Origin of the sequence: Methanobacterium sp. SMA-27, assembly GCF_000744455.1 — an archaeon.
Taxonomy (GTDB): Archaea; Methanobacteriota; Methanobacteria; order Methanobacteriales; family Methanobacteriaceae; genus Methanobacterium_B.
Genome location: NZ_JQLY01000001.1, coordinates 125,692 through 141,228 on the forward strand (window position 1 = coordinate 125,692; position 15,537 = coordinate 141,228).

19 protein-coding genes and 1 pseudogene are annotated in these 15,537 nt (G+C 33.6%); 7 read left to right on the forward strand and 13 right to left on the reverse strand.

The window, feature by feature from the left end; genetic code table 11:
- Positions 1 to 61: 61 nt before the first annotated feature.
- From DL91_RS00655 to DL91_RS00670, 5 genes are all read right to left on the reverse strand, one after another.
- On the reverse strand, positions 62 to 643 hold the full coding sequence (locus DL91_RS00655) for a radical SAM protein (RefSeq protein WP_197050571.1): 582 nt from the start codon (positions 641 to 643) through the stop codon (positions 62 to 64).
- Positions 606 to 824, reverse strand: coding sequence for a hypothetical protein (locus DL91_RS13015; protein ID WP_081882553.1), 219 nt, complete (start codon positions 822 to 824; stop codon positions 606 to 608). Before DL91_RS13015 ends, DL91_RS00655 begins: the two co-directional genes overlap by 38 nt.
- Before the next feature lie 30 nt (positions 825 to 854).
- Positions 855 to 2,000 carry an O-phospho-L-seryl-tRNA:Cys-tRNA synthase gene (pscS, locus tag DL91_RS00660; protein WP_048189796.1) on the reverse strand — a complete coding sequence of 382 codons (1,146 nt, stop codon included), beginning with the start codon at positions 1,998 to 2,000 and terminating at the stop codon, positions 855 to 857.
- A gap of 167 nt (positions 2,001 to 2,167) precedes the next feature.
- Positions 2,168 to 2,530 carry a DUF1801 domain-containing protein gene (locus tag DL91_RS00665; protein ID WP_052374000.1) on the reverse strand — a complete coding sequence of 121 codons (363 nt, stop codon included), beginning with the start codon at positions 2,528 to 2,530 and terminating at the stop codon, positions 2,168 to 2,170.
- A 36-nt stretch (positions 2,531 to 2,566) separates the two neighbouring features.
- Positions 2,567 to 3,205 (reverse strand): PHP domain-containing protein, encoded by a 639-nt coding sequence (locus DL91_RS00670; protein ID WP_048189797.1) that lies wholly within the window; start codon positions 3,203 to 3,205, stop codon positions 2,567 to 2,569.
- A 127-nt stretch (positions 3,206 to 3,332) separates the two neighbouring features.
- Here DL91_RS00670 and DL91_RS00675 point away from each other — a divergent pair, with 127 nt between their 5' ends.
- Positions 3,333 to 3,890 carry a hypothetical protein gene (locus DL91_RS00675; RefSeq protein WP_048189798.1) on the forward strand — a complete coding sequence of 186 codons (558 nt, stop codon included), beginning with the start codon at positions 3,333 to 3,335 and terminating at the stop codon, positions 3,888 to 3,890.
- Between the two features lie 45 nt (positions 3,891 to 3,935).
- Here DL91_RS00675 and DL91_RS00680 read toward each other — a convergent pair whose 3' ends face one another.
- The gene (locus tag DL91_RS00680; protein WP_048189799.1) at positions 3,936 to 4,952 is read right to left on the reverse strand and encodes a phosphorylating glyceraldehyde-3-phosphate dehydrogenase; all 1,017 of its coding nucleotides are present in this window, start codon (positions 4,950 to 4,952) and stop codon (positions 3,936 to 3,938) included.
- A 408-nt stretch (positions 4,953 to 5,360) separates the two neighbouring features.
- Here DL91_RS00680 and DL91_RS00685 point away from each other — a divergent pair, with 408 nt between their 5' ends.
- Entirely contained in the window at positions 5,361 to 5,558 is a 198-nt protein-coding gene (locus DL91_RS00685; RefSeq protein WP_048189800.1) for a hypothetical protein, read from the forward strand.
- A 106-nt stretch (positions 5,559 to 5,664) separates the two neighbouring features.
- On the opposite strand, the gene DL91_RS13230 is transcribed toward DL91_RS00685, so the two are convergent.
- A complete protein-coding gene (locus DL91_RS13230; protein WP_156095868.1) occupies positions 5,665 to 5,811 on the reverse strand; it encodes a hypothetical protein in 147 nt (48 codons plus the stop codon).
- A gap of 61 nt (positions 5,812 to 5,872) precedes the next feature.
- Here DL91_RS13230 and DL91_RS13235 point away from each other — a divergent pair.
- From DL91_RS13235 to DL91_RS00695, 3 genes and pseudogenes are all read left to right on the forward strand, one after another.
- Positions 5,873 to 6,055, forward strand: a pseudogene (locus DL91_RS13235) (lipoprotein-releasing system ATP-binding protein LolD); the annotation flags it as partial.
- 413 nt (positions 6,056 to 6,468) lie between these two features.
- The gene (locus DL91_RS00690) at positions 6,469 to 6,750 is read left to right on the forward strand and encodes a winged helix-turn-helix domain-containing protein (RefSeq protein WP_048189801.1); all 282 of its coding nucleotides are present in this window, start codon (positions 6,469 to 6,471) and stop codon (positions 6,748 to 6,750) included.
- A gap of 11 nt (positions 6,751 to 6,761) precedes the next feature.
- Positions 6,762 to 7,145 (forward strand): hypothetical protein, encoded by a 384-nt coding sequence (locus tag DL91_RS00695; protein ID WP_231551341.1) that lies wholly within the window; start codon positions 6,762 to 6,764, stop codon positions 7,143 to 7,145.
- 183 nt (positions 7,146 to 7,328) lie between these two features.
- Here DL91_RS00695 and DL91_RS00700 read toward each other — a convergent pair whose 3' ends face one another.
- From DL91_RS00700 to eif1A, 5 genes are all read right to left on the reverse strand, one after another.
- Positions 7,329 to 8,405: a DNA topoisomerase IV subunit A gene (locus DL91_RS00700; protein WP_048189802.1), complete on the reverse strand. Its 1,077-nt coding sequence runs from the start codon at positions 8,403 to 8,405 to the stop codon at positions 7,329 to 7,331.
- Entirely contained in the window at positions 8,395 to 10,008 is a 1,614-nt protein-coding gene (top6B, locus tag DL91_RS00705) for a DNA topoisomerase VI subunit B (RefSeq protein ID WP_048189803.1), read from the reverse strand. The genes DL91_RS00700 and top6B overlap by 11 nt, the downstream gene beginning before the upstream one ends.
- Before the next feature lie 111 nt (positions 10,009 to 10,119).
- The gene (locus DL91_RS00710) at positions 10,120 to 10,698 is read right to left on the reverse strand and encodes a KH domain-containing protein (protein ID WP_048189804.1); all 579 of its coding nucleotides are present in this window, start codon (positions 10,696 to 10,698) and stop codon (positions 10,120 to 10,122) included.
- 59 nt (positions 10,699 to 10,757) lie between these two features.
- Complete coding sequence (locus DL91_RS00715; RefSeq protein ID WP_048189805.1) at positions 10,758 to 11,528, reverse strand: serine protein kinase RIO; 771 nt, start codon at positions 11,526 to 11,528, stop codon at positions 10,758 to 10,760.
- A 197-nt stretch (positions 11,529 to 11,725) separates the two neighbouring features.
- A complete protein-coding gene (gene eif1A / locus DL91_RS00720) occupies positions 11,726 to 12,031 on the reverse strand; it encodes a translation initiation factor eIF-1A (protein ID WP_048189806.1) in 306 nt (101 codons plus the stop codon).
- A gap of 781 nt (positions 12,032 to 12,812) precedes the next feature.
- Between eif1A and glp the strand changes: the two genes are divergently transcribed.
- Positions 12,813 to 14,048, forward strand: coding sequence for a gephyrin-like molybdotransferase Glp (gene glp / locus DL91_RS00725; RefSeq protein WP_048189807.1), 1,236 nt, complete (start codon positions 12,813 to 12,815; stop codon positions 14,046 to 14,048).
- A gap of 10 nt (positions 14,049 to 14,058) precedes the next feature.
- Here glp and DL91_RS00730 read toward each other — a convergent pair whose 3' ends face one another.
- The gene (locus tag DL91_RS00730) at positions 14,059 to 14,814 is read right to left on the reverse strand and encodes a UPF0280 family protein (protein ID WP_197050572.1); all 756 of its coding nucleotides are present in this window, start codon (positions 14,812 to 14,814) and stop codon (positions 14,059 to 14,061) included.
- A 68-nt stretch (positions 14,815 to 14,882) separates the two neighbouring features.
- On the opposite strand from DL91_RS00730, the gene DL91_RS00735 reads away from it, so the two are divergent.
- Positions 14,883 to 15,506, forward strand: a complete 624-nt coding sequence (locus tag DL91_RS00735; protein ID WP_048189808.1) for a PH domain-containing protein — start codon at positions 14,883 to 14,885, stop codon at positions 15,504 to 15,506.
- The last annotated feature ends 31 nt before the right edge of the window (positions 15,507 to 15,537 follow it).

The window sequence follows — 15,537 nt, forward strand, 5'->3', positions numbered from 1 at the left end:
ATTAGAAATCAATGATGGAAGTACATTTTACATTCAAGTTTTTCAGTTTGGCAGTATGTAATTATTTCTTCTTCAATTCTTTCCCAGAATATATATCTTCAAAATAGATATCCTTATAATCTTGAATCATATCGGGGAATTCTGTTTTAAGCCACCTATTAACAGAACCCCATATATTACCAACAATATTCAAATTTTCAAACATGAAATAATCGGCATAACTTCTAGTTTGACTAATTATCTCCTTCCAATTAGTAATAAATGGAATAATAGGGCTTATAAATACATAGCTTGTTATATGCTCTTCATGAATAGTTTTAAGGGCCTTTAATCTATTTTTAATAGATGATGCTCCAGGTTCGACTTTTCTCTGAATATCTTCCTCTAGGGTTGAGAATGAAAATCCTATCTCTTTATTTTCAAACTGTTTTATAAGGTCAAGATCTCTTATAACCAGATCAGATTTGGTAAGAATGTTTAAATGAGGCTGATGAGGAATGAGCTTTTGCAATATTTTCCGTGTTACTTCATATTTCCTTTCAAGAGGAATGTATGGATCAGTTACTGAAGAAAGAAGGATTCGTTTACCCGTATACTTTGAAGATTTATAATCCTTCAATACTGGTATGAGAGCGGGGGGCATTGATTTTAATATCTATAAAATCGCCCCAATTCTCTTTATGACCTGTAAAACGTTTCATAAATCGTGCATAACAATAAAAACATGAATGAATACACCCAACATATGGATTTATAACATAATCTGCAGAAGGAATTCCTGTTTTAGAAATTATTGATTTGGATTTTATTTCTTGTATTTTCATAACAGCCCATTAATATATCTGCAGAATTGATTATTCACATTCATGGTACTTATTTACTATTTCAATGAATGATTCCCCAATATAGTCCTTCTGTTCCTTACTGAAACCATAGATACTACACTTAAACCATTTTGTCTGGCCCCGTTTAATACCAACTATATTCCTTTTCTTAAGTTCTTCATAGAGGAAGAACCCTCTTCGGGGATGTTTACTTGCTATTTCGTCAAACACAGGTGTTTCAAAGCGAACCAAATCATGTTCTGTTGGTTTCACTCCCAGCTGCACAACACCTTCAATTTTCTCCATTTGATCAACAAATTTCCTTGTGTCCTGGACTTCATTATCCCAATTTTTCAACCTTTCAATAACGAATGGTAATGAAGCCATAAGAGTTGCTACTGGTGCGCCACGACTAGTGCATCCCAACATTTCAAGTTCCTTCACAGCATGTCTTTTGGACTTTTTAAGTAGTATGTCAGCCCATTCATCCTTCAAACCCAATACTCCAATTGGGCCCGAAGCAGCCATACTTTTGTGGCCGCTTCCAACTACGAAATCTGCGTTAAATGCCTTAGCATCAATTGGCAAACGTCCCATAGAATAAGCACAGTTTAAAAGTAGAGGAACTCCTGCATTATGTGCAATTTTACCTATTGAACTAGAATCTGTCAAGTTCCCATAATTACCATCCACATGTGTTAGAAGAACCAAGCTTACTTCTTCACCTTGGTCAGTTAGATCATCTAGAACTTCCTTGTAACTTTCAGGATTTATTTTATAATCTGGATATTCACTGTTGGGAACTTCAACTATGTTAAGTCCAGCCCTTTCAGAAGCAACATGAGTTGTATAATGAGCATTTCCATCAATGACTATGGTGTCGCCTGGCTTGCAAAGCGCATGCATAACTGCAAATTTGCCTTCACGTGCCCCGTGAACTGTTCTTGCATGATCAGTGTTAATGAAGGAGGCAAGATCATCAAGGAAACCTTTTATCTCTGGTTTTGATATTTCATCAAGTCTTCCAGCACAGTAATCACATACACTATAACCATCAGAAAATTCATAAAGTGCCTTTCTTGCCGCGACAGGCAGTACTCCTCCTCTTTGAAGAGGATTTAAATTGAGGTTTTTCCTTTCTGTGTCTCTAGTAAGTCCATAATCTTGACATTCCATATAATTCACCTGCAAATTTTCATAAAATTATGTAGAATCTTCAAATCATATCAGATTTTTGATCACTATGTTATTTTTGTGTCTTTTTCTATTAAATTATTATCGTGGTAAAATTAGCTTTATAAATTAAGAAAATAAAATTTTTTTCTAAATAATAAATCAAATATCTAAATTTTTTTAGCAGTATTTAGATCTAGAGCTTCCCTTATCAAATTTGTAAGTTTTTTTGATTCAATTTCTTCAGAATTTCGAATCTTCACATGACGCATTTTTTTACCTGTTCCTTCTAACATTCCATCTGGATCTAAAAGTTCAATACCATTAGCAAACTCCAGGTTAACATGATCTTTGTGCACAACAATTGCATAAACCAATCCATTTTTTTCGTAGATTATATTATTCCATTTAATAACTTCATCTAGATCTAAATCCAATTTAAGAATCTTAGCCCTTAGATCTCTAACCAATATACTGATATCATCAGTAAATGGAGATAAATATTTATCCAAATCTATTCTTTTGTTTTCCATAAATTATAGCTCCTTAATTAAATGATTATATTATCATCATCTATTGGAACCTCTCCAAATTTTAAGTAATTTGGTTGTTATAGGATTTGTAATGCTTGATCTCTTTCCAAAAACAGTGAAATCACTGTTTAACACAGCCTCCCTAATATTATCAGATTCAGTTTTAACACCGGCATTTCCTATTTCATTTTCGAAATGGGCGTCACTACCCGCAATTATTTCAAGATCATTTTCTAAGGCATAATTTCTGGCCATATCATTGTAAATTTGACGTACACACCTTGAATTGAAAACTTCCATGCTATCAATAAATTTAACGTCTTGGGGATCAGGATGAAATGATGTGCTTCTTATGCCATCAAAGGGGTGCGGCAATATGACAATTCCATTTTGTGCCTTTATTTCCTCAACAACATCTAAAAAGCACGTTTTTTCTATTTCTTCTGTTAAAAAAATCCCTATGACTTCTCCCCTATCAGTCAGAATTTCTGAACCCACTATAATTTCAATTTCATTATTAGCAAGTTTTTTAGCATTTAAACCTCCTTTTATGGTATTATGATCTGTTACTGCAACTCCTGATAGTCCAGCTTTAGCTGCAACTTTCACAAGCATTTTTGGTTCCATATATCCATCAGAGGAATACTTTGTATGGGTGTGGAAGTCGTACTTCATATTAGTAAGTTTTGGAACTCATTATATTTATTGAATATATCTCATTGTAATGATAATCTTACAAGGTAACGAAAGGATCATAAACTTCAAAATCTTATCATTTACTATAACACCTTGGAGATTGTTTATGACTGGGAAAAAAACACCTATTAGAAGTCTTGATCAATTCTGGAAAATAGATGATGCGCAACTTAAAACACCAGAACATGATAAAATGTTGCTATGGCTCCTTAAAAAAGAAAATTTAAGGAAAATTATCGTTAAAAATAATCCTGAAGCAGAAAAATGGGATTGGGAGCATGTGAAGATACATGCAGAGGAGTATATAGTTTCAAACAGCGGATTTAGGGTTGGTGCTCCGGACATTATTTTTATAGTTCCACGATACATATGTCAAAACTGCAATTTCACCCATAAAAATACTGAAAACTGTCCAAACTGCGACAGCAACGACATTGTAGTGTATTCTCATGATCATCAACAACACTATTCAAGATATTTCATTGAAATAAAACCTAAAATAGAGAACTTTGGAGCTACTTTAAGACAGCTTAAACTTTATATTTCCTATGGATTCGAGGAAAGAGCCTATATTTTCACGAAGGATTTGAGATTCAAGGAAGAATTTGAAGACCAAGGTATAAAAGTCATAATCCCTCTGGAAATGCAGTCTAAACTGGATTAATATTTTATCAAGATATTTCATATTTAGAAAGGGGAATATTGGATTTTATCCAATTATGCCCATATTCTTATTTGTTTTAGCAATGGATTTTTCCGGATTTGTTTCCATTTCTAGCATTGCTCTTATTGCATCAACATTTTCAGGTACAACATCTGATTCCTGGTGTATTGCTTGCATATAATACAATTCGTTGTCTACAATGTTGAGTGATTCTCTCCAAACTGCTATCTCAAACAAATCCCCTCTAGGTCTTCCAAGATCCTTTGCATATTCCATTATTTCTGCTGTTGAGCCAAGACCCCTTGAAGCATCCACCAGAATAACTCTCGGAGTTTTTTCAAAGGTTTCAACTACATCATCTATACTCACATCAGATTCAAGTTCAACCATTAGGTTGTGTTGATGCATAAGTGTTGTTGGAACAAGTATTGCCATTGTTGTAATGTTAAGTCCGTACATGACAGTTTGAACATCAGGACCATGGTGTGATGGTACAGTTGGAGGATTTGGAACTATTGAGTTGATTGGTCCCTTTTTAACTTGACCCGGATCAGCGCCTCGTCTTACCATGACTGCTCTAACTTTTTTAATGCCACCAAGTTCTTTTATTGGATTTAATGTTCTACAAAGGCCTGTTGTGTTGCAGGAAACTACTCTTACATAGTCCGCTCCAAGTGAATCTTTGAAGTTTGAAAATGAATTGAAGGATTTTCCTATCTGTTCATGTTTTTCTCCACCTTGGAAAATACCTTTCACACCCATCTTTTCATAAATCTCCTTATTTTTTGCACCTACTCCTCCAGGAGTACAGTCTACTATAATATCTAATTTATCATATAAATCGTCAATTGTGCCTTTAACAGGAATTTCTGCTTCTTCAAAGAGGTTTTCTCTGTCAGGGGCACTCATATAAATATCATAACCTAATTCAACAGCCCTTTTAGCTTCAAAGTTTGGAGTTCGCTTTGTGACTCCTGCGATCTTCATATCATCTTGAGCAGCTACTGCATCTGCAACTCTTTTACCTATGGTACCATATCCGTTTATTCCAACAGCTTTCATAATTGACCTCCATTATGGAATTTTAAATGTTATTCCTGCTATAAATGAACTTTACCAATATATTCAAATTCTTTGAGATTTTTAATAATGTTAACTTCTTTAGATGGGGTTTGACATAAAATACTATTTCTTAAAAACAATTTATATTATTCATTGTATTATAAATTTTATGATTTATTTCCAGTTTCTATTTATTATGACATCAAAAGAAAATTAATATTAATTGTTCAATTTATTGGCTTGAAAAATATGTATTCTATTACATATAAAAAAGTTTAAGTAGTTTAACTTTTACATTATAAATGTTATAATATGAAAATGAATTTAGTTATTGTTTAGAATTATTTCGAAAATTTCGATTTTTTCTATTCATTTACCAACAGACATGGTTTAAAAAGGTGATAAAACATGATAGTTGATAATCTAGATAAAATTCTAGGATTATTTGGGTTAATGGTTGGAATTGAATTGATTGCAATAGTTATTTTCACTCTTTCAATATTATACATCCGTAACCCTTTAGCTGCAGGATTAATTGGGAATATTTCAAGTCTCACCATGACTCTTGGAATTATTGGATACGCAATAAACAGAGATAGAAAATAATTCTATAGGATTATTACTTGAATAAATATTGATTTCTATTTGGGTTTAGGAGAAATCTAAAAAAAAATATTTATGAAATCAAAAAAAAATGAAATTGTTTATAATCTTAATTTCCCTTTTTAATTTCCTCATCACATTCAGGACACAAATATTCTTTTACTTTGCCTTCTTTTTTGATATTTGCGATCTTTTCTTTTTCCTGTTTGTACCATTTATCGCATCTTCCACATTTCACAGTCTCTTGTTCAGCCATTGTATCACCATATTAATAATAGTTTTTGACACATATTAATTTTTTTAATTTAAGTCAGTAGTCTATTATTTTAGCCGATGAACCTACAGATGCTTTAGATTCAAAAACACAAGACATCATAATAAATTTGCTCTTAGATATACACAAAAAAGAGAATGTAACGTTGATTATGGTAACACATGAAAAATACATAGCAAAAAAAGCTGAAAGAAGTGTATATGTGCTTGATGGAAAAATTGAAGATGTTCATAGTATTTCTGATTTAATTGAGTTGTTGTTGATTCTACTTTATCCCATATTTCTTTTGGATACTCAATGGGAAAGCAAATAAACTATTTCGAAGAATTCAAAGATTTGGGTGTAATTATGGAAAAAGTATTTACTGTTTGTTTCAACTTTAGAATTATACAAAGTATAATTTAGATACTAAAAAAATCTAATGAGAAAGTTAAAAAGAATATCATATTTTTAAGATATACTATTATCATCTATGCTCCTTTTTATTAGTTCATCATTAAACTTAATCCCCTTAAGGGTTGTGATGATTAAATCAACTATAAATTTGGATAATTCCATAGATGTTATCGATAAAGTATATTCTTAGGGTATGAAACTGCTCTTAATGGTTTAAAAACCCATAATTGTTTGGTGATACCCATGAAGAAAATACTTTGGTGGCTTATTGCCGGTACAAAGGGAGGTATTAATAGGGCCAGAATAATACATAACATCCAAAAAAGGCCTTATAACGCCAATCAGCTGGCTGAAAAATTAGAATTGGATTATAAAACTGTAAGACATCATATAAAAGTTTTAGAAGATAACAATGTTATAACATCATCTGGTGAAAAATATGGAACCATGTATTTTCTTTCATCTACAATGGAAGAAAATTATGAACTTTTCCAGGAAATATGGAATGAAATAAAGGAAGATTAGAAGGTGATCATGTGTTAGATAATCATATGTTCAATAATCAAGTGTTTAATAACTTAGACCCAATTAATGAAACTCTTGGAGAAAATAGACCAGAAAGGAACCCATTTGATGATCCTATTTTGGCTCTTGTTGCTGCCATTGTATGTGCAGCTAACATTGGACTGCTCTTAATATTGTTATTCACATATATTACAAGTTATAAAAAACTAAAATCCCAGTTCACATTGGGTTTGGTTATATTTGCATCGCTCTTAATAGTACAAAACATAATATTCATGCTTTTCTTACTAATAAGAGAAGGGTTTCATGGTCCCGGAATGGGCTTCCCCGTACTTAGTATGAGTATAATTGAATTTGGTGCTCTCTTAGTTCTTTTGAAGACCACATGGGTTTAACACCATTTAAATTCAGAACCAAATTATTTTGAATATGAAAATCTATTACACAAATAATAAGAGTTTAATCGATTGTAACGAGATTATAAAGAAAAGATTGAATATAAAAAAATTAGCTAAATATTTCAAAAAAATAAAAATAAGGTTGAATTTTAAAACCTTTTTCAACCATTAATGGTTGCTTTACATTGCATCAAGTTTTTCTGGTAAATATGTGTCAACTACATATTCCAGCCCATATTTCGAGAAAGACTGCTGTTCTGCTTTTTTACCGATCTTTAGCATTTTCTTGATCTCTACCTTCCAGAAATCATCCCTGTATCTTGGATCTTTGTAAAGTTCTTTGAGCCTTAACACATCTATGTCCTTCAATGGGTCTGTTGGTAAGTCATAGTTAATAATGTCTGAAGCAGTAACTCCCAGAAACTTTGCATTGGGTGTTGCAAGCTCGTGGTTTACATGTGCGAGTTTTGCACTTCCAGATATTATAACCATGGCAATATGGAATCCCCATGGATCTCCATCGTTACATATGTAAACTGGAAGTCCTAGTTCTTCATTAACTCTTTTAAGAAATCTACGTGTCGCACGCGCAGCCTGTCCTTTGAGTCCTACAATAAGTGTATCGAATTTTTTATATGCATTTTCTTGGACCATCCTGTGGAACATACCCATGGTTTCAACAGCTATTACTCTTTGGACATTGTGATCAACTAGTTCAACCTCATCAATGGTTGGTGAAATTGTGTAACCTGATTTACCCATTCTCAGGGCGTTTATTTCTACATCGTCATCTTTAACTGTGATGTCACCATAGACTGATGCACCATCTTCTTCAGGCATTAATCCGAGGTCTTCACGGGATATACCTAATGTTACCTCAAGATCTTCTCCAACTATGTTAGATTCCTGCTGGTCTCCAAAGTCTATGTCCCATCCTTCTGAAACATAATACATTTCCCTTAAGGTTGCTGTTTTCCCTGTTTGAACAAGACTCTTACAAAAATTAGCCATGTAAACCATTTGGCCGATCTTCTTGATCTGTTTAACATTTCCTAGAGATCTCTGCCCAAAACGATCTCCAAGTACGTAGTAGCGTTTTTCATCGTCGTAAACTATGTTGGAAGTACCTCTTGAAGGTACTTGTATTGATGGGACATTCATAGCATTAACGTCTTCTATTATTTTATCTCCAAGACTTTGGAGTTTATTTACAGCCAGATCTCTTCTGTTTAAGGCAAGTTCTTTTCTATTCATCATCCTTTTCGCCTACTATATCTTCATCGGCTAATTCGCCTAAATCTACGTCAATTTCATCTAATATTTTTGGCCTTCTAGTTACCTTGGCCAGAATTTCCTTGTACTCTGGAACATCTTTCCCAGCAAGTATTGCAGCTTCTCTCATAATTACAGGTACGTATGTTTCAAATATCTTTGAACGCATTTCCTCATCTTTTGCTGCCCTTTTAGCGTTAATATATTTTTGAAGACTCCTTGCTATTTTCATAGTGGCTTGTCTAACTTCGTGGAGTATTTCCTCTTCTGGAGCAACACTCTGTTTACCTGTTGAAAGATATGGTACGTTTGTTGAAACTATGTTAACAAATACAGTAATTGGTGCATTTTCTAGATCCCGTATACCATACCGTTTCCAATCTATGCTTTTAAGTGCTTCTGTTATTGCACAGCTTCCCTGATCAAAGCTCAATGGAACTCTGTTTGCAAACCTCATAATTTCTGCACGGTTTTGTTCACCAACTATTCGTCCAGAATCTCCTCCATAGGATATACCTGCTTCTATTACGAATGAAACTCCACCACGATAAGTTTTGGGTTTTCTTGTTGTGGTTGCAACAAATTCAGGGTTTAAAATTTCTCTTATACCCTTCTCGATTTGTTCTTTTCCAATTGGGATCAAACCAGATGTTGGAGGTGCCATAAAGTCCATCTGGGCAAATAGTTCAACAATTCTTTCGGCTTCTTCCCATTTCATATCTTTAGGACGTTTGTTAAGGTCTATCTTGGTTATTTCTTGTATTTCATTGACCCTCTTGATCGACATCCTTGACAGTGAACTGGTTAATAAGCTCCTGAATCTACGTTTATCAGTGTGTTTTGCCATGAATATTAAGTCGTCTGCTGTAACACCTCTTGGATGGGGCAAAACTTCCTTGGGGAGAGGAGGTATAACGTCTGTAGCTCGTTCGAATATATATTTGTGTCCTGTTGGATCACGGAAGGTGATTTTTGCATGTGGATTTGCTATCATACTTCTTCTGATATATTCAAATGCTCCTTGTTCACTTAGGGAATATGAAACATCTTTGAACTGTAGCTCTATTGCCACACCAGTTGAATCTACTTCTACTGGACGTTTATCCAGTATAAGTCCTTTGTTGGTTTTGACATCCATTTTAAATGTCATTTCAACTCCCTGGAGTTTTTCACCTTTTTTATATCCCGATATTACTCTGGCAGGTTTTCCTGTTGTCATCTGGGATAATAATACACATCCACTACATCCTAGCCCTTGTTGACCTCTGGATTGAATGTTCCTGAATTTAGAACCAGCAAACATTGTACAGTAAACTTTGGTTATGAAATCTTCGGGGATTCCTGGCCCATTATCCATGTGTTTAAGAATATAATGGTCTTTATCAACTCTCTTAAGGTCTATGGATATTTCTGGCTGTATTCCTGCCTCTTCTGCAGCGTCGAGGCTGTTGGTTATCAACTCATGAAAAACCATTGTGAGGGACCTTATTTTTCCAGAGAATCCCAGCATTTGTTTGTTCCTTCTGAAAAATTCAGATGCTGTAAGTTCCTTAAATTCTTCAAAAAGTTCTGATGCTTCTCTCTCCAAACTTAGCCTCCTTTAAATGCGATTTTTTGCATCAATAATTTATAAATCTATAAATATCATGTATTTATTTATTTTTAGGACATTGCTTTTCTAATAATTTTAGAAATGTTTTTATTCTAGGTCAGTTTCATCTTTTGCAATTCTATGGAACTGCTTTATCTTCATATCACGGGTTTTTTTCTCGAGGAATGCATAGACAGTTTTATGTCTAACACCGCTTAAAATCATTTCAACTGCTTCTTTTGCAATATGTATCTGTTCCATGTCTCCAATTATTGCAACTGTTTTTCCGTATATTGAAATATCAACACCAGTCATATCAGTTATTATATCTTTGGTACGACCTTCTTTACCTATTATCCTGGCTTTCTGCCTTAATACTGCTTTCTTGTTTTTTCCAACATAGTCTGGAAGGTTTATTATCTCGAGAATTGTTTCATCGCCCATGAGTTTAACTGCTATTTCAGGGTTGAATCCCCTGCCTATAGCTTTTACTATGTAACGAGCTTTCCACACTGATAAAGGGTCTTCTGTTTCTTCTGTAGGTGATATTGCAACGGTTCCAGCTTCGCTGTCTATTGTAATTTTTGTTTTTGTTAAATTTTCAATTTCGTCCTTTGTAATGCCGTTTTTCCCAATAACAACCCCTACTCTTTCACGGGGAATTTTGAGGTATTCTGTGTTTGGCATGATTTCACCTCAATTTATATAAATAATATTCATATCCTTTTTAATATACTTTTCTATCCTCATAAATCCATAATTTTACTTTTAATCTGATCCTTAGATATCTGGAGGCCCATTTTTTTGAAATCTCTATATAAGTTGTCTATATCTCTTTTTAAAAGCTCCCTTGATATTGGATGGTCAACCATAACACCCTGGGATATGTCGATTATAACAGGTTCACCATCATCTATTAAGATATTGTAACCGGATAAGTCACCATGAACTAATTTAGCATCTTTATAAAGTATTTTAACATATTCCAATATTTTATTTGCAACATATTCAGGATCTGATATTTTGGATTGTCTCATAAGTTGTGCGGGATTTCCAATATCGTCTCCTATGAATTCCATGACCAAAACATTATTTTTCGCGATTATTGGTCTTGGTACTCTAACACCCACTTCTTGAGCTCTTGTTAGATTCCTTAATTCCTTTGTAACCCATGTATTAATAAGCTGGCGTTTGTTGGAAGTTCTTACATTGAATCTAGGGTCTCCCTGAATATAATACTGCATTTTCTTAAAATCAGATGTTCCTACCCTATATATTTTAACAGCAACAAAGTTTCCATCGTCGTCAATTCCTTTGAAGACATTTGCCTCTTTTCCAGTACTTATGGCTCCCTGTAACTTGTTTATGTGGCCCATTTTTGCAAGTTTGTAGAGTGTTTCAAGTGTAAGTCTATCAAAAACTTCACTTCCAACTCTTCTGTCTTCATCACCCTTTAAACGTTTCTCTGACAAGAGTTTTCTCAAGTCATTATCAGCTTTAGATACTTTAGAGCACATGAAATTTTTCACCAGTTATAAAAGAGCCTAAATTATTTATTAATATCATAAGTGATTAAAGAACAATATTTAAAAATCATTTAAATCAATTTAAAGCTCAAAAAGCTTAAAATAGTATGATTTATTAAACAGTCAGAATAAATCATTTCATTAATTCTAACCATTTTTTAAATTATTTTAGATAATGTTAATTTTAATTAGAGTTTCAAGTAGCCCCTTCTTTCAAGCCAGTTAGCTTCTGTTCGAGTGTATCTCCATATAACATCTGCTTTTTCATCGCTCTGGAAGTCCCATGGCTTTATTAAAACCACATCTCCTTCTCTTATCCAGATTCTTTTTTTCATTTTACCTGGAATTCTTGAAAGTCTTGTTTTACCATCTGCACATCGTACTTTGAGTTTTCCATGGCCGAGTATCTGCTCGACAACGCCTGGTATTTCACCTCTCCTTGGTGATCTTACTCTCCTCATTTCTTGTGGGCCTTGATTTTGTCCTCTTCTCAAATACTCTCCTCCTTAACTTAAAGCAGTTCATGATCATCAATGAAATTTTATAAATATGTTTAGCAACAGTTTAAAAACCATCTTTAAGAGTTATCAATTTTAATATATATTTCCATTGATCATTTAATCTTACTATTTATATAGTGTTTTGGGGTATATAAAAAAGCGCATTTATCATTGATATGATACATCTCAAAAACATTTTCTCACATTTGATTCATAACCTGCAAAAGCTAAATTCTTACATTTACGAACCCATTAAATATTTGTTAGAATTTCATCTCATAATCAGAAACTCTTTGATCCACTTCAACATTTTTTCTTGACTTTTCAAAAGAATCAAATGTTATCTGAAGTAAAATCAAATAAAATTTCATATTCATGTTCTAACAGTTCAAGTGAGTCATGATCCTTATTTTACAGTATGAATCTTTTTGTATTAGAGGATTATCTCTAACAATTTTTTGATAAATCTCAAATATGTTCCGGTAGGTCTTAGAATTTTTGAACTAGTGTTAGGAAATAAGATCGTCATCTTTCTTGAATACTCCTAGATTATAGAATATGCTTTCATCCTCAGACGTTGAACGAATATCGATCACATTTACAACACCCTCCTTTCAATAAAAATACTATGTATTGGGTATACTTTGACAGTTGAGTAAGAGTATATGAAAAGTAATGATTCATTAGTAACTATAAAATGTATCAATTAAATATACAATATCTGAAAGATCATTTGAAATCATCAAATAAGAATCGAAAAATCGAATGTGGTAACATGGGACAAGAATTTTTAAATATAATGGATCCTGAAGATGTAAAAAAGATTATAGATGATATTCCAACGAATAAACGGGTAGAAAAGGTATTACTTGGTGACTCTCTCAATAGAGTTATTGCTGAGGATGTGCATGCAACTATAAATCTCCCACCTTTTAGAAGGACTTCAATGGATGGATATGCTGTAATAGCAGAGGATACTTTTAATGCATCTGAAGATTATCCAGTTAGTTTAAAACTTATTGAAGTAATAGGTGCAGGAGATGTTCCTGAAAAAAAACTGACAAGTGGATTTTGTACCGAGGTTTCAACAGGAGCACCTTTACCCTCAGGCACCACAGGGGTGGTGATGGTAGAATTTACCGAGAGTCACAATGGGGAAATACTTATCTACGAAAGTGCTGCAATTGGCCAGAATATAACAAAAGAAGGATCGGATGTAAAAGAAGGAGAACTACTACTTCCAAGGGACACTAGGATAACTCCTGATAAAATAGGAGTTTTAAGTGCAATTGGAATGAAAACAGTGACAGTTTATCAGAAACCCCGGGTAGCAATCATATCTACTGGAAACGAGATAATAAATCCCAATGATAAGTTGACCTATGGTAAAATTTATGATATAAATTCCATGACAATTTCAAGTGCTGTTAAGGCATGTGGTTGTATTCCCGTACATACAGATATAGTTGAAGATGATTTCAGCGCTTTAAAAAATAAGATAAATGAATTTAAAGATGTTGATTTAATATTAACATCAGGTGGTACATCTGCAGGCACGGGGGATGTATTAAGGGAAGTACTGGATGATCTGGGCGAAGTTATTGTCCATGGTGTGGCAGTTAAACCAGGTAAGCCAACAATAATTGGCAGATTAAAAAATGATGAAGGTTTAAAATATTTATTTGGCCTTCCAGGAAACCCAGTTGCTGCATTAATGGTTTTTCGTGTCTTCTTTGCACCATTTTTAATGAAAATGGCATCCATAAGTACATTAACCCATTCAGATGATAATGTTCAGACACTTAAACTTTCTCGCAGATATCGTCCTGCGAGAGGAAGACTTCATTATGTATTGGTGAAAATTGAAGGAAAAAACGCAATTCCAATTTTAAAAGATTCTGGTGCGATATCTTCTCTTGCAGAAGCTGATGGTTTTATACAAATACCAAAAAATATTGAAATACTTGAAAAAGGAGAATCAGTCCAAGTTTTCCCACTAGTTGATTTTTAACAATAATAGATCATATATCAAAAAGATCCCCTAGAACAACTTTTTTATTTGTTTGCACAAGTTTTGGAATTTTTCCAAGGGTTCCAGCTGACTCTCCAACAACAACAAGCACGCCCCGCATGAATTTTCTGAAATCTTCAGCCCTTTCAAGCGATTTCTGTACTGCATCATGATCCTTGTCTCCAAGTGCATTGTTTGCAATGGAAGTTGCAAGTGCATCTGCAATACTTGCTTCTTCTGCGAAAACAGTGACAGAATCTGACCGTCCAAAGCTTATTGAATGTCCCACCGTACCTGAGGACGTGCATACTCCCATTGGTGTTTTTCCAAACTTAATTTTAAATCCAAGCTCTCCTGAAAGAGAAGATTCACCCGCATAAAGCCCTACAACCACATCTTGATCCGTTTTCAGTGCTACATCTCCCCCATTGTCAATTATCACATATTTGGCTCCATTCTCAATCATAAATCCCATTGAAAGTTGGGATATGGTCCCTGCAACAGCTGCCATTGGCCCAACCTCACCCCTTCTTCCTGCACGTGCCATTAAACTTACTATGAGTGGAGGTTCACCATTATTTTTTTTTTCAACAAGAACCGGTTCAAAACTGTTTAAAAAATCAGGATTTTCCCTAATATAACTCTTGAGTTCAAAGCGTTGTTTAAGGATAAAATTTGGAAGCTCATGTTTCATAAGATCTGTTTTAAGTACCAGATCGGTTTCACCAATTTTTATTCGTTCCCTTATTATTCTGTTAACTATCATTGAACTTAATCTGTTTGATACTACATAAAATATTTAGATGATCAATAAGAGAACTAGTGTTGATGAACATGACAGATAGTAATAGAAGAGATTCACATCCAGTAGAAAGGGTTTTATTTGAAACCAAACCCAGATTCATTGCAAATATGAAATCTGCAATATTTAAATTTATCATTGTGTTGGTGTTGTTGTATTTTTTTACTACAATAATACAGTATGCTGCCATTGTTCAAGGTCGTGTTGGAAATCTTGTAAACATACCATTTGTAGAAGGAACCACTTCCATTCTAATTATCATCATTTTATTGATGATACTATGGATACTATGGAATATTCTGTCTTGGAGATCAAAAATTTATACAATCACCAGTAAGAGAGTAATGATAAAAACAGGCGTCATTAGGAAAAAAAGTGTTTACATGCATTACGATAAAATTCAAGATATAATAGTATCCCAAAGCATTATAGAAAGGATTTCTTATTCGGGTGACATTGAAGTATTCGGTGGTCACGATAGAACCAGTTTGATCTTAGTAGACATACCAAATCCTGGCGAAATAGAAAATATGATAAACAGGATGATAGATGGAGATGATCTGGAATTTGAAACACATAAACCCAAAAAGCCAGAGCAAAAATCCAAAAAAAGAGAATCGGTCATGGAAGAGTATGATAAAAAGTTCAAACTCTAAACTAATTATTTTAATTTGAAAATTCTATTAA